Annotated in this window: 16 protein-coding genes; 8 read left to right on the top strand and 8 right to left on the bottom strand. The window is 69.8% G+C overall.

All coding sequences use genetic code 11. The features are described from left to right. Positions 1-186: 186 nt before the first annotated feature. Both CGL27_RS39675 and CGL27_RS39670 read left to right on the top strand, forming a co-directional pair. Positions 187-1,116, top strand: coding sequence for a LysR substrate-binding domain-containing protein (locus CGL27_RS39675; RefSeq protein WP_119992399.1), 930 nt, complete (start codon positions 187-189; stop codon positions 1,114-1,116). A gap of 123 nt (positions 1,117-1,239) precedes the next feature. Then, positions 1,240-1,587 carry a hypothetical protein gene (locus CGL27_RS39670; RefSeq protein ID WP_119992398.1) on the top strand — a complete coding sequence of 116 codons (348 nt, stop codon included), beginning with the start codon at positions 1,240-1,242 and terminating at the stop codon, positions 1,585-1,587. Positions 1,588-1,735: 148 nt separating this feature from the next. On the opposite strand, the gene CGL27_RS39665 is transcribed toward CGL27_RS39670, so the two are convergent. Beyond that, complete coding sequence (locus CGL27_RS39665; RefSeq protein ID WP_119994776.1) at positions 1,736-2,701, bottom strand: aldo/keto reductase; 966 nt, start codon at positions 2,699-2,701, stop codon at positions 1,736-1,738. Between CGL27_RS39665 and CGL27_RS39660 the strand changes: the two genes are divergently transcribed. From CGL27_RS39660 to CGL27_RS39650, 3 genes are all read left to right on the top strand, one after another. Then, positions 2,691-3,221, top strand: a complete 531-nt coding sequence (locus tag CGL27_RS39660; RefSeq protein ID WP_240450801.1) for an XRE family transcriptional regulator — start codon at positions 2,691-2,693, stop codon at positions 3,219-3,221. The two genes, CGL27_RS39665 and CGL27_RS39660, sit on opposite strands and share 11 nt — an antisense overlap. A gap of 118 nt (positions 3,222-3,339) precedes the next feature. Beyond that, on the top strand, positions 3,340-4,176 hold the full coding sequence (locus tag CGL27_RS39655; protein ID WP_119992397.1) for an alpha/beta hydrolase: 837 nt from the start codon (positions 3,340-3,342) through the stop codon (positions 4,174-4,176). A gap of 22 nt (positions 4,177-4,198) precedes the next feature. After that, a complete protein-coding gene (locus CGL27_RS39650) occupies positions 4,199-4,732 on the top strand; it encodes a TetR/AcrR family transcriptional regulator (RefSeq protein ID WP_119992396.1) in 534 nt (177 codons plus the stop codon). Between the two features lie 61 nt (positions 4,733-4,793). Here CGL27_RS39650 and CGL27_RS39645 read toward each other — a convergent pair whose 3' ends face one another. Further along, positions 4,794-5,405, bottom strand: coding sequence for an amino acid transporter (locus CGL27_RS39645; protein WP_119994775.1), 612 nt, complete (start codon positions 5,403-5,405; stop codon positions 4,794-4,796). A 170-nt stretch (positions 5,406-5,575) separates the two neighbouring features. Between CGL27_RS39645 and CGL27_RS39640 the strand changes: the two genes are divergently transcribed. Next, on the top strand, positions 5,576-5,950 hold the full coding sequence (locus tag CGL27_RS39640; protein WP_162953175.1) for a hypothetical protein: 375 nt from the start codon (positions 5,576-5,578) through the stop codon (positions 5,948-5,950). Between the two features lie 121 nt (positions 5,951-6,071). Here the strand turns inward: CGL27_RS39640 and CGL27_RS50445 are convergent, their stop codons facing one another. The 3 genes from CGL27_RS50445 to CGL27_RS39630 form a co-directional block, all read right to left on the bottom strand. After that, complete coding sequence (locus CGL27_RS50445; RefSeq protein WP_162953174.1) at positions 6,072-6,347, bottom strand: hypothetical protein; 276 nt, start codon at positions 6,345-6,347, stop codon at positions 6,072-6,074. 636 nt (positions 6,348-6,983) lie between these two features. After that, entirely contained in the window at positions 6,984-7,628 is a 645-nt protein-coding gene (locus tag CGL27_RS39635) for an FMN-binding negative transcriptional regulator (protein WP_119992394.1), read from the bottom strand. 104 nt (positions 7,629-7,732) lie between these two features. Continuing rightward, positions 7,733-8,689, bottom strand: coding sequence for a MerR family transcriptional regulator (locus CGL27_RS39630; protein ID WP_119992393.1), 957 nt, complete (start codon positions 8,687-8,689; stop codon positions 7,733-7,735). A gap of 207 nt (positions 8,690-8,896) precedes the next feature. Between CGL27_RS39630 and CGL27_RS39625 the strand changes: the two genes are divergently transcribed. Continuing rightward, positions 8,897-9,961: a hypothetical protein gene (locus CGL27_RS39625; protein ID WP_240450800.1), complete on the top strand. Its 1,065-nt coding sequence runs from the start codon at positions 8,897-8,899 to the stop codon at positions 9,959-9,961. 9 nt (positions 9,962-9,970) lie between these two features. On the opposite strand, the gene CGL27_RS39620 is transcribed toward CGL27_RS39625, so the two are convergent. From CGL27_RS39620 to CGL27_RS39610, 3 genes are all read right to left on the bottom strand, one after another. After that, a complete protein-coding gene (locus tag CGL27_RS39620; protein WP_078639757.1) occupies positions 9,971-10,294 on the bottom strand; it encodes a transcriptional regulator in 324 nt (107 codons plus the stop codon). Beyond that, positions 10,291-10,755, bottom strand: coding sequence for a hypothetical protein (locus tag CGL27_RS39615; protein ID WP_119992392.1), 465 nt, complete (start codon positions 10,753-10,755; stop codon positions 10,291-10,293). The genes CGL27_RS39620 and CGL27_RS39615 overlap by 4 nt, the downstream gene beginning before the upstream one ends. Positions 10,756-10,842: 87 nt before the next feature. Continuing rightward, entirely contained in the window at positions 10,843-11,565 is a 723-nt protein-coding gene (locus CGL27_RS39610; protein WP_078647210.1) for a TetR/AcrR family transcriptional regulator C-terminal domain-containing protein, read from the bottom strand. 51 nt (positions 11,566-11,616) lie between these two features. Between CGL27_RS39610 and CGL27_RS39605 the strand changes: the two genes are divergently transcribed. Further along, positions 11,617-13,215 (top strand): FAD-dependent monooxygenase, encoded by a 1,599-nt coding sequence (locus tag CGL27_RS39605; RefSeq protein ID WP_240450799.1) that lies wholly within the window; start codon positions 11,617-11,619, stop codon positions 13,213-13,215. Positions 13,216-13,257: the final 42 nt, after the last annotated feature.

The following is a 13,257-nucleotide window of genomic DNA, read 5'->3' as shown; positions in this document are numbered from 1 at the left end:
TGATGCTCTCCTTGCCGGGCTGATGTGCCACGGAGGCCGGTCACGTCGACCGAGACCGGATCCGACCAGGCTCGGCCAGAGTCGACGGCGCAGGTGGGAACGTCTCCAGTGGCGTGAAACGACGCTACGGCGGCCATCCGGCGGGCGTCCAAGACTTGTCCGGACGCCGGGCAATAGGATTCGTCTATGGATGTCAGCCCCCGCGTCCTCCGCTACTTCATGGCCGTAGCCGAGGAACTCCACTTCGGCCGCGCAGCCATGCGTCTCTACATCTCCCAGCCGTCCCTGAGTCATCAGATCCGCAAGCTTGAGGAGACCCTCGAAACCCCGCTCTTTGTGCGTTCGAGCCGTCGGGTGCAGCTCACCGCGGCGGGCCGGACGCTGCTTCACGAGGCACCGATAGCGTTAGCTGCGCTGGAGCAAGCCGTGCAGCTCACCCGGCGGGCCGGGTCAGGGATCGCGACGACGATTCGGTTGGGCTATACGCCGGTCACGAGCTTCGACACGCTCACGGTGCTTCTGGATGCTCTCCAGGAAGACCACCCCGACTTCACGGTCGACCCTCGAGAGTTCTTCAGCGCCGAGATTCCCGAACGGCTCTGTGCCGGCGACCTGGACATCGGTCTCGCCCTCTCACCGCAGCCGCTCGACGGGGTAGGTGGCGAGATTCTCCGTGAAGAGTCCGTTTCCGCGCTCCTCAGCACTCGCCACCGCCTCGCTGCCGCACCGACGATCCCGGTGACGGTCCTCCGCGACGAGACGCTGCAGCTGTTCCCTCGCCGTCTCGCACCGGCGTACTACGACGGCATCGTCGCCGCGTGCCACGAAGCAGGCTTCTCACCTAAGATTTGCGCGTTCGAGGAACCGCCGGTAAACGCCATGCTCGCCCGGCTCTCCAGCGGAGGCGATGTCGGCTTGGCCCCTACATCGTTCGCTGAGCACGCCGCGAAGGCCAACACCAGCATCATTCGTCGCGATGTCGTCGATCCGTCGATCGTGGCAGAACTCTCGGTGCTGTGGCCCGCGAAGGATCCGTCGCCCGCCATTGCGAGCGTCCTCGCCACCGCCCGACGATGCGCTGAACACAATGGATGGCTACGCAGCCCCATCACATAGCACCTGAAGCTACGGCCCGCAGCCTCGATCACCGAAGCGCCTCTCCTCACACCCGCCTCACGCCAACGCAGCCCGGCCCCGGCCAGGTTGGAAAAGCCTCACTGGCAACTTCGGGGGAATTCCATGCACCGCTCCATCACGTCCGCCGCCGCAGCCGTCGTGCTCGCCGCCGCCCTTGTGGCGTGCGGGGGTTCGGACGGGGACAGCGACAAGGCCGCGGCCACGAAGAGCGCCGGTTCCAGCGGCGCCACGACGTCCGGCGGTCAGCAGACGCCGGGCGCCGCGCCCAGCGGCACAACGCCCAGTAGCGCCAAGGTCGGTGACACCCTCTCGCTGGAGGGCCTGGCCGGCATGGGTGCCACGGGCAACAACGTCCAGGCCGACGCGAAGATCACGGCCGTGACGTACCAGATGGACTCGCTCCTGCAGACCAAGGGAGAGCACACCGGCAGGTGGACCCTCCTCGCCTGAGGCGATCTTCCGCGGCAGCCGTCACCAGCAGACCGAAAAGGGCCTCTGGTGACCGTACGCCCCGAAGCGGCTCGGCTTCTTCCGGACACCGAAGAAGGGCGCCTGACCAGGATAGATGCCCGTCAGGCGCCCGGCGCCGGTGCCGCGATCACTCCTGGATGGAGGCCATGCCCATCGGGGCGTAGCGGTCGCCTGCCGCGGCTCCCACCGGGATCGCGGCGCTCAGCCCGGCGAGGGTCGCGGGGTCGAGTTCGATGGCCGCGGCGGCGACGTTCTGCTCGAGCCAGGTACGCCGCTTCGTTCCGGGGACAGCCGTGACGCCGTCCTGGGCGAGCACCCAGGCGAGCGCGAGTTGACCGGTCGTCACGCCGAGGTTGTCCGCCGTCGCGACGATCCGGTCGAGAAGCGACAGGTTCTGTTCCAGGTTCGCGTCCGCGAAGCGCGGCGCGGTGCGACGGAAGTCGTGGGCCGGCAGGTCCCGCACCGATCGCACGGCCCCGGTGAGGAAGCCGCGGCCGAGCGGCGCGTACGCGACGAAGCCGATTCCCAGTTCACGGACCGTGTCGAGCACGCCGTTGACTTCGACGTTGCGGCTGAACAAGGAGTATTCGGTCTGTACCGCCGACAGCGGGGCCACTGTGTGCGCCGCCCGGATATTCGCCGGGGACGCCTCGCTGATCCCGAGGTACCGCAGCTTTCCCTCCGTCACCAGATCGGCGAGGGCGCCGAATGACTCCTCGAGAGGCACACCCGGGTCGACCCGATGCAGGTAGAACAGGTCGATGTGATCGGTGCCCAGCCGGCGTAACGAGCCTTCCACGCACGCCCTCAGGTAGTCGGGGCGCCCGTTGGGGCCGCCGACGATCTTCCCGGTCTCGTCGAGAGTGACGCCACCGCCCTTCGTCGCCACGATCAGTTCGTCAGGGCAGCCCTTCAGCGCCCGTCCGAGCAGTTCCTCTCCGCTGAACGGCCCGTACATGTCCGCGGTGTCGAACATCGTGACGCCCAGCTCGACCGCCCGGTGAACGGTCCTGATCGCCTCCGCCTCTTCCGGGCTGCCGTACATCGCGGTCATGCCCATGGTGCCGAGGCGCCCCGGGCTGATGCGGGTCATGGACGGCCTGGCCGACAACACCGCACAGGTCATGGGTCCGCTGGGCGAGACGTTGCTCCAGACGCCGTCCGCGGTGGCGCTGCTCGGCGACCAGACCCAGTACACCGGCAACGCCCGTAGCGCGACGTACCGCTGGTTCACCGATCCGGCCGCCCGTGAGCGATACGACCCGGCGGAGCACAGCACGAACAGCCGGGTCAACGTCGCGCTGCTGCGCGCGGCTGTCACCCGCGACGGATCCGGCTCCCACGCGGCCGACCTGGCCGACGCCCTGCGGGGCACCAGCGAGGAGTTCGCCCGGCTGTGGGATCGCCACGAGGTGGGCCTGCGGTGGAGCGACACCAAACGTTTCGTCCATCCCCGGGTCGGACGGCTGGACCTCTACTGCCAGCTCCTGCTCGAGCCGGACCAGGGCCAGTCGCTTCTCATCTTCACCGCCACTCCGGGCACCGAAAGCCACGAGAAGCTCGCCCTGCTCACCGTGCTGGGCACCGATCAATTCGCCGCCGACCCCGAGTGACGCCTTCCGCGGCGTCGGCGGCACCCGCCCCTGGCCGTGCCGGGGAGTTTGTCGTTGACAGACTCGGCTAACTTGATTAGCTTTTAGCTAAAGCAGTTAGCCAAAGCTGAGGGATGTCATGACCGAGTACCTTGCCGTCGACGGCGGCACGATTGCTTATGAGGTGGCGGGGTCCGGCCCGCTGATCGTTCTCGCCCACGGCATGGGCGACAGCCGCGCCGCGTACCGAGCCGTGATCCCGCCCCTGGTGGCGGCGGGCTATCGGGTCGCCGCGGTCGATCTGCGCGGCTGCGGCGAGTCCGGCGTCGGCCGGCCGGCCTGGAGCCGCACCGCCATCGCCGGCGACCTGCTGGCCGTGATCCGCCACCTGGGCGGCCCGGCCCTGCTCGTCGGCCACTCGATCTCCGGCGGCGCCGCCACCATCGCCGCGGCGCGGGAGCCCTCGCTGATCACCGCGGTGGTCGAGTTGGCGCCGTTCACCCGCAAGCAGTCGATCCGCCTCGGCGACCTGCGGGTCAAGCGCTTCCGGCAGGGCATGCTGCGGCTGCTCGGCGCGGGCGTGTTCGGCAGTGTGCCGCTCTGGCGCTCGTACCTCGACGTGGCCTACCCCGGCGTGAAGCCGGCCGCCTGGGCCGAGCGGCTCGGCCGCATCGACTCCCTGCTGCGCGAGCCGGGCCGGATGAAGGCCCTGCGGGGCATGGGCCGCAGCGCCCCGACCGACGCCGGCGCACAGCTCGGCAACGTCCGCTGCCCGGTCCTGGTCGTGATGGGCACACTCGACCCCGACTGGGCCGACCCGCACGCCGAGGGTTCGGCGATCGTCGAGGCCCTGCCGTCCGGCCTCGGTCACCTTGAGATGATCGAGGGCGCGGGGCACTACCCGCACAACCAGTTCCCCGACCAGGTGGTTTCGCTGATGCTCGGTTTCCTCCGCTCGGACGCCGCTCATGCCTAGGGCCGGCCTGGACCCGACGGCCGTGGTCGCGGCCGGGGCCGCCCTCGCCGACGAGGTGGGCCTCGCCGGCCTGACGATGGGTCTGCTGGCCGAGCGGGTCGGCGTGCGCACCCCGTCCCTGTACAAGCACGTGGGCGGCCAGGAAGACCTCAACCGGCGCATCGCGGCCCTGGCGCTGAGCGAGGCCGCCGACGCCGTGGGCGGCGCGGTCCAGGGGTACGCGGGCCGCGACGCCCTGGCGGCCGCGGCGCGCGCCTTCCGCGCCTTCGTCCTGGAGCACCCCGGCCGGTACGCCGCGACCATCGGCCTGGAACCCTCCGGCCCGGACGACCCACTGGCCACCGCGAGTCAGCGGCTGCTCGACGCGTTCACGGCGGTCCTGCGCGGCTACGACATCGCGGAGTCCGACGTGAACCACGCCCTGCGCATGCTCCGCAGCCTCTGCCACGGCTTCGCCACCTTGCAGTCGGCGGGCGGCTTCCAGTGGAGCACCGACATCGACGAGAGCTTCGAGTGGCTGATCGCCTTCGCCGACCGGGGGCTACGCGCCAGGTGAGCACGCTGCCGCACGGGTCTGCGAGCCTTCCCGGCAGGCACCGGCCGTACCGGCCTCGGGGTCACGCCTCCAAGCGCTTGCTCCAAGGGTGAGGTCCGTACGACTTGGTGATCGCGTCGGCGAGCCATCGCCGTTGCTGTTCCGTCAGCAACGGCAGTGCCGCGTCGAAGTCCTCTTCGTCCTTGGGCCGTGGTGCGTTGGCCTTGTAGTAGAGCTGCACGTCCGGGGCCAGAAAGGGAGTACCGGCGGCCGAAGTCATCCCCAGTGCGCTGATCGGCCTGCGCACTCGGGAGTCACGCCGTGACACCCATTCGTGACCGCAGGACTCATCGAGCATGACCTGGATGCGCCAAGGATCATCCGGTCCAGGTCGGCACCAGATGTCGTGAACGCCGAGAGGCAGGACCTCGTCCGGCATCCATGGACGCAGGCTCCCCGGCGGATCGGCGCACCACCATTGCCAGCCCGCCAGAACCTGCTGGGCCATGAGCTGGTCCTGTCGAAGCAGGAGAACATCGATGTCGCCATGGCTTCGGATCGGACGGCCCACCGCGAGTTCGATCGCCAGTCCCCCGGCTACCCACCAACCAGCTTCCAGATCGGAGAAACGCGCGACAACTTCCGTCAAGGGAGAGGGATCCCACCGGCCGAAGGGAGCCTGAGCATGTGTCATGCCGCCCATCGTCTCCTGACTCTGACTGAGCATCGTCCGGCCGACCGCTGTCGCCGCTTGCGCGGAGAGCACCCTTCGCGACCTGTGGTGCCGTACCTGAGGGGTAATGGCCTTGAGATGAGTACGGCAGCGGATACCGGCGGGTTGGCCGGTTCCGTAGCGTCCCACGCATGGAGAACACCGGCACTGCTTCTGATGGTGCGGCCGGGCCGGACCGCCGCGGCGCCCCTCGTCGGCGCACCGCTGCCGGCTGGGCAGGGCTGATCGTCCTCGCGGTGGGAGTGCTGGTCCTCGGACTCTTCGTGGGGCTGGTGGGGCCTCTCCTCGCCATCGCTTGCGGTTCCTGCCCGGACGGTGTCCGGGGCCCGCAGCGTTTCGGCGATGCCCTGATAGCCATCACACGGTACGCGGTGCCGTTCGCGACGCTGGGGACCGTCATGGGGATGTTCCATCCGCGAGGTGGCGCCCGCGTGGGCGGCATCGGGCTGGGGGCACTGGTGATGCTGCTGATCTTGATGCTGGCTCTCGGCCAGTCCACCGCCTGACACAAACCGGTTCGACCCCGGCCGCTTCGGCATCGCCCGTACCCCCAACCGCCGCCTCGGGCCCATGGACCTCAACTGACTGCGGACTTCTCGCCTCATCTACGTGGGAATCGCCTCGATATCAGCGGGTGTGCTTTGACTTCGTGCTCTTCACGATGGTCACCTGGGGGTTCTCCGGGACCGGGCTCCCAGAGTCCCGTGCGATGAGTTCGGCGGGCCACGAAGTCCCGGGATACAAGCCGACCGCTTCGCTCTTCATGCGAACCGTCGCATCAAATCCATGATCGCCGCTAACGCGGACGGCGACTTCGTAGAAGGCACGTTGATCACCACGGTTGGTGATCTTTATCGGCACCGTTAAAGCGGATCCGCTGCGAACGGGCTCGAAGACCGTCACATCCCCCTGGGTCACCACAGGATGCCTGAAGTGCTCCCCCTCCCTGGCCTCCCCCGGCGTGACGGGAACCCCGCTTGGAGCCGCCGCGGCCCGTTCTCTGCCTGCCTCCTCTTGAGCTCTCTGCATAGCCGTCTGAGGAGTGGGGGAGCTTGCTGCCGCTGATGCGGAAGGGTCGGGAGTGCCCGAGGAGGAAGGTGATTCCGTGGCATTCAAGGCCCTTGAGGGCGGTGCCGTGGCAGCGCTGGAGTCACCTCCATCGGCGCCGCACGCGGTGGTGAGGACTCCGGCTGACAACATCAGCGCGGTGAGAGTGAGCGCCGAACCGCGCCCTCCCGGCCGACGGCGGGTGAGGGCGGAACGCTGTGCCGATGTGTGCATGTTTCCGTTCCACTGCTAGGCGACGTGACGTGGACCTGATTGTCGTGCGGTCGACGCGTAATTCTCGTGCGCGGGGTCAATTCTCAGCCGCAGAGGGGGGCGCGTACCGCGTCAATGATCGCCAGGCGGCGCAGCGTTGCTCGACGGCCTTGAGCAGGCCCTCCGGGCCGCAGCAGTCCTGCGGGTGGAGGCGTGTTCGGGCGTGCCTTCCCACAGGGTGTCGTGGACGTGGCGGCACAAGCCGTCGTGCGGCGGTGGTCAGGAGGTGGCGGAGTGCGGGTTGTGGGCACGCATCGCCGCGGCGACCGCGCCGTCGTCGGCCTGGCCGCGGGCTTCGAGGCCCGAGATGACGCCCTCGACGTTCTCCCGCGGCTGGTTCTGGCTGAGCTTGAACTTGGCCTCGATACGGCTGATGACCACCTCGACACCGACGACGGCGCGCAGCTGCCGCTCGACGAACTTCGCCGGGGCCTGGTCGACGGACCAGGGCTCGGCGAAGTCGGCTTCATGCCGGTCGGTCAGACGGCGGATCTGCGCCTCGATCCAGACCGGGTCGTCGTGCACGACGAACTGCCCGTACACATGCGCGATCATGTACTTCCAGGTCGGCACCACGCGGTGGTGCTCGGCCTTGGTCGGGTACCACGACGGCGTCACGTACGCCTCGGGCCCGCGGACGATCACCATGGCCTCGCCCTGGACCGGCTCCCACCACTGGTCGTTGGCGCGCGCCATGTGCCCGATGAGAGCCCCGTTCTCCCCGGCGTCCGGGTCGTACTCGAAGGGCAGCAGGGTGGCCATCAGACCCTGCGGGGTCAGAGTGATCAGGTCGGACGCGCCGTGGTTGGTCAGCAGGTCACGGACCGCGACCTCGTCGGGAACGAAGTGTTTGGGGACGTACATGGTCAGCCTTTCGCGCGAATGGTGATAGCTGGGGCGGTCGTGGGTGCTGTGATGCGGGGATCCGGCGCGGGTATCGGATAAGGCTCGGGTGCTCGCGCCCGGCCCTACAGGGGGTTCTCGTGCAGCCAGGTCAGGACCTGTTGGGCGTGTTCGTTCGGCGGGAAGACCGGATAGAAGGCGTGCTCGGTCACTCCGTCGCGGACGATGAGGGTGAGCCGCTTGAACAGCCGTCTCCCGTCGGCCTCGAACGTGGGCAGACCGAGGCCGTCGGCCAGGCTGAGGGCCGGGTCGGAGAGCATGTCGAACGGCAGCCCCAGCCGTTCCACGACCTCGTTCTGGTAGTCGGTGTTCTGGCTGGACAACCCGAATACCCGGCCGGCGCCGGCTTCGAGGAGGTCCTGGAAGTGGTCGCGGAAACCGCACGTCTCGGGGGTGCAGCCGCGGGCCCCGGGGATGGAGTTCCAGCCCTCGGGCAGGTCGGTGCCGGGGCGGCCGGTGAGGGGGTAGATGTAGATCACCGCACGGCGGGGGCCGAGCGCGTCCAGCCGGATCGCCTTGTCCGCCGTGTTCCGCAGGACGATTCGCGGCACCTTGGTGCCGGGCAGATGATCCGCGGCGCCGTCGTCCTCGGGAACGGGCAGGTCCGCGGGCAGGGTCAGGTACGCATCGCTTCCCCTTCCGGTCTCCTCGGGTGATCCGACGCTGCTGCCTCGGTGGGCGGCGGCGTTGAGGTTGTCGATCAGCGCCGCGCGGCGGACGGTCAGCGCCTCGATGCGCTCGGTGAGCTCGTCGATGGCCTCCCGATAGCTCGCCAGCGAGGCCGGGCAGTCGTCGGCGTACGGGCGTCCGGCGGCCAGGCACTCCAGGAACGGCCGGGTGCGCTCGACGGGGATTCCCAGCCGGTGGAGAGTCCTGATCTCACGCACAAGGCGCACATCGTCCTCGGTGTAGTTCCGGTAGCCGTTGGAAAGGCGCTCGGGCGTGATCAACCCCAGCGATTCGTAGTAGCGCAGTGCCTTGGTCGTCACACCGGCCCGACGTGCGAGTTCACTGATCTTCATGCCGTTCACCTCAATCAACGCTAGACCTTGCCCTCAGGGGTAAGGTCAAGCGCCGGTCCGGCGGCCGCGTTCAGCAGCGGGAACACCACGGTGCCCGTCGTTGGGCAGGCCGTCGTCGGTCGTGCCGCTGGGGACGCGGGTGGTGGTGGATCAGCGCGATGGCTGATTGGCCGGGTGCGGCCGCAGCGTACTGGGACAATGAAGCTCATGCGCTCGTCGGCAGGGGGATGCGTGGTGAAGCTGGGGGCGGGACGTTCCATCGCGGCGGAATGGGTTGCCCGGCATGCCCGCTCCGATGTGGTCTTTCGCGGGGCGTATTTCAGCGGCTCAACGGTCGGGCTCCCGGACGACGCCGAGTTGCCGCCCTCCTCTGATATCGACATCGTCGTCATCACCGCCGCGGACGCGCCGCCCGCCAAGCCGGGCAAGCTCCGTTACCGCGACACGCTGCTGGAAGTCAGCTACCTGCCCTGGTCGCAGCTCGTCTCCGCCGACGACGTCCTCGCCTCCTATCACTTGGCCGGCAGCTTCCGCACCGACGCGATCATCGATGATCCCACCGGGCACCTGCGCACACTGCAGGCACATGTCGCGGGCCGCTTCGCGGCGCGGCCCTGGGTTCGCCGCCGATGTCAGGACGCCCGCCGCCGGATCGAAACCCGGCTCGCGGCGATCGACGCCTCGGCGCCGTTTCACGAACAGGTGCTGTCCTGGCTGTTCCCCACCGGTGTGACCGCCCATGTGCTTCTGGTCGCCGCCCTGCGCAACCCCACCGTGCGCCTGCGCTACCTGGCCGCTCGTGAGGTCCTCACCGACTACGGGCACCTCGGCCGCTATCCGGAGCTGCTGGACCTCCTCGGCTGCCGGAACCTGTCCGCCCGGCGCGTCCAGGACCATCTGCGTGAACTCACCACAGTGTTCGACGCCACCGCCGAGGTCGCGACGACCCCGTTCCCCTTCAGCAGTGACATCACCCCGCCCGCACGGCCGATCGCGATCAACGGCAGCCAGGAGCTCATCGACCGCGGCGACCACCACGAAGCCGTCTTCTGGATCATCGCGACCTTCGCCCGCTGTCATACGATCCTGGCCGCGGACGCCCCCGAGCTGCACCGCGCTCTCGCCCCCGCGTTCCGCGCGGCCGTCGACGACCTGGGCATCAGCTCGACCGAAGACATCCTCCACCGCGCCGGAGAGGTCACCCGGTTCCTGCCCCGCCTGTGGCAGACCGCCGAGGAGATCATGGCGAGCAATCCCGAGATCGGCGGATAGGCGCCCACGTCATGAGCGAGTCGCCGGCCCTTCGGCCGGACTTGCGGCGTCGGCGACGATTTCGCGCAGTGCGGCGACGTGGCCGTTGAAGGCGTCCCGGCCGGTGGGTGTCAGCCGAGCGCGCACCTTGCGGCGGCTGCCGCTGAGGCGTCGTTCCGTGGCGACATACCCGGCCTCTTCGAGGGTGGCGAGCTGCTTGGACAGCGCCGAGTCGGACATCCCCAGCCGGTCCTTGAGGAAGGCGAACTCGGCCCAGTCGGCGGCTGCCAGTGTCGCCACCAGCGACAGACGGGTGCTGGGGTGGATCAGCTCATCGAACCGCGCCTTCGTCATGCCCGCGCCCAACGACGCAGAACACGCAGGATTTCCGGTCCACCGAAGCCGACGACGGCCGCGATCAGCGCCGCCGCCCAGATGCCGGCGTGGGCGGCGCCGTCGGCGTCCAGCGCGAGCGCCACGAGGACAGTGGCGCCGATGAGGCCGAGCAGCATGCCGACCACGACCAGTGGGATGCGGTGGCCGGCGACCGCGGCGCTCACCTGCAGCCGATCCGTGCGCCGACGGCCGTCGAGCAGGCGGGAGGCGAGCCATCCGTGCCCGATGCCAAAGGCCACGGTCGCGATCCCGGCCGGCCACTGCGGCAGCACGTTGCCGAGTACGCCCAGCAGAAGCCAGCCGGCCGCCATTGCCCACCAGTAGCCGCGGGGCAAGCCGACTTCCTCGGCCACCTGGCGTTGGGCCCGGTCGACCACGCCCAGTGCGGCGCCGGCCTGCTCAGGAGTGGTGTTCTCCATGACGGGACCTCACTTTCCTATCAGGAAAGTCATCGTCCTACTTTCCTTGCAGGAAAGTCAAGCGTCGCGGTGAGGGACGCCTGACCGCTAGCGGCGCTCCAGGCCGTCGACCATCAGGGCGAGCGTGAAGTCGAACCGGTCGTGGCCCTCACCCGCGGTGAGCTCGGCGGCGTGGCGGGTGGTGTGGGGGAAGGTCTCGACAGGCAGGGCGGTGAACCGGCGCAGCAGTTCGGCGCGGTCGAGGACCCAGGCGGCGTCATCCTGCGTTGATCGCCGGCGCGCGATCGACACCTCGAGGCAGTAGGCGGCCACGTACAGCAGGAGTGCGTCGATGGCCCAGGCCGCGGCCTGCGGGGCGACGCCACCGGCGAGCAGGATCGCCAGCAGTCCTTCGCCGACGCGCACGATCTCGAGGTCGGTGGGGGCCATGGCGAGCGCGGCGCGGGAGATTCCGGGGTACTTCAGGTACTGGTCGCGCATCTGGGCGCATACGCCGCGGATCTGGTCCCGCCAGGCCGCGGGGTCGGCCTCGGGCAGTACGAGCTCGGCGCACAGCCGCCCGATGAGCAGCTCGTCGAGGTCGGCCTTGTTGACCACATGGGCGTAGAGCGAGGCGGGTCCGGTATCGAGCGCGCCGGCCAGCCGACGCATGGTCAGCGCCTCGTAGCCCTCCGTGGCGACGACATCCAGCGCGGTGTCGATGACCTGCTCCACGGTGATCGGGGCCTTGCGGCGCCGCGGCCTGGGGGCGGCTTCGGCGTCGGGGTTCGGCGGCTGGTGACGTGCCGCGCGTCGCTCTCTCGGGTTCACCCGACCCATCATAGCTTGACACGAACAGCGTTCGCGAATAGAACACTGTTCGTGACAGTGAATGTGAACCAGGACGTGGACGTGACCGTGGTCGGAGCCGGGCCGGTGGGCCTCGTGCTCGCCGCGGAGCTGGCGCTCTCCGGGGCGGCGGTGCAGATACTCGAGCGGCTGGCCGAGCCGAGCGAGGCGATGAAGGCGGGGGCGATCAACGTGCCGACGGCCGAGGCGCTCGACCGCCGCGGCCTGCTGCGCGCCGCCGAACAGGTGCAGCGGGAGATGCTGGAGCGGGTGGGGTCGTTCGCCCGCACGGCCGACGACCAGCCGCCCGGTGGCGGCCGACGCGCGCCCGGGTCGCGGTTCACCGGGCATTTCGCCGGAATGGTCCTCGACGCCGACCTCGTGGACTGGTCCGATCCCGACCTCGCCGCGCACACCGCGGTCGACGGAGGCAGGCTGGTGCCGCAGCGTGAGCTGGAGGATTTGCTGGCCGGCCATGTCGCACGACTCGGCATACCGGTGTGTCGCGGGGTGGAGGTCACCTCGCTCGAAGACACCGGCGACGGCGTGCTCATCGGCACCACCGCCGGCCCGGTGCGCACCGGGTGGCTGGTCGGGTGCGACGGCGGGCGCAGCGCCGTACGCCGTCTCGCGGGCATCGACTTCCCCGGCACCGACCCCGAACTCACCGGGCACCTGGCGGTCGCCGACATCGCCGACCCTTCGATACTCGCCGACGGATGGGTTTGGTCGACCCGGGGGGCGTACCGCTACGGGCCACAGCCCGGGCGGGTGGTCACCGTGGAGTTCGACGGCCCTCCCGCCGACCGCTCGGCGCCGGTCACCCTCGAGGAGGTGCAGACCAGTCTGCGCCGGGTCTCGGGCACCGACGTCACGCTGACCGCGCTGCGCGGCGCCGCGACCCGCTGGACCGACAACGCCCGCCAGGCCGCCACCTATTGGTCGGGGCGGGTGCTGCTGGCCGGCGACGCCGCGCATGTGCACTCGCCGTTCGGCGGTCAGGGGCTCAACCTCGGGGTCGGCGACGCGATGAACCTCGGGTGGAAGCTCGGTGCCGTGGTCGCCGGATGGGCACCCGAGGGGCTGCTCGACACCTACGACACCGAGCGGCGTCCCCTCGGCGCCTGGGTGCTGGACTGGACGCGGGCGCAGATCGGGGTGATGCGCGGGGACGCCAAGTCGGCCGCGCTCCGGGAGGTCGTCGCCGATCTGCTGAGCACGCGGGAGGGCGCGACCTACGCGGTCAAGAAGATCTCCGGGGTCACACAGCGCGTCGACCTGCCCGGCGACCATCCGCTGATCGGCCGACACGTCCCCGACCTGCGGCTGAGGGACGGCTCCCGGCTGGTCGACCACGGTCACGGCGGCGGTTTCCTGCTGCTCGACCGCACTCCGGACGGCACGTTCGCCCGCAGCGCCGCGGCCTGGGCCGGGCGGGTGAGCAGCGTGACCGACGGCCACGCGACGCCGACCGGGGTGCTGGTACGCCCGGACGGGGTCGTTGCCTGGGCCTCCGACACCACCGGCCTCGCCGCCATCACCGGCCTCGAAGCCGCCCTGCACCGATGGACCGGCGCGCCGACGTCCTCACCAGAGCACGAGGCGGTGGAGCCGGTGGAGCCGGTGGGGTGAGCCCCTGTCGTTCGGCTGGCGAACCCGTCGCGGACGGGCCCG

This window comes from Streptomyces sp. 11-1-2, assembly GCF_003595545.1.
GTDB lineage: Bacteria > Actinomycetota > Actinomycetes > Streptomycetales > Streptomycetaceae > Streptomyces > Streptomyces hygroscopicus_B.
The sequence above is the reverse complement of the archived record's forward strand: the minus strand, read 5'-3'. Positions and strand labels throughout refer to the sequence as shown.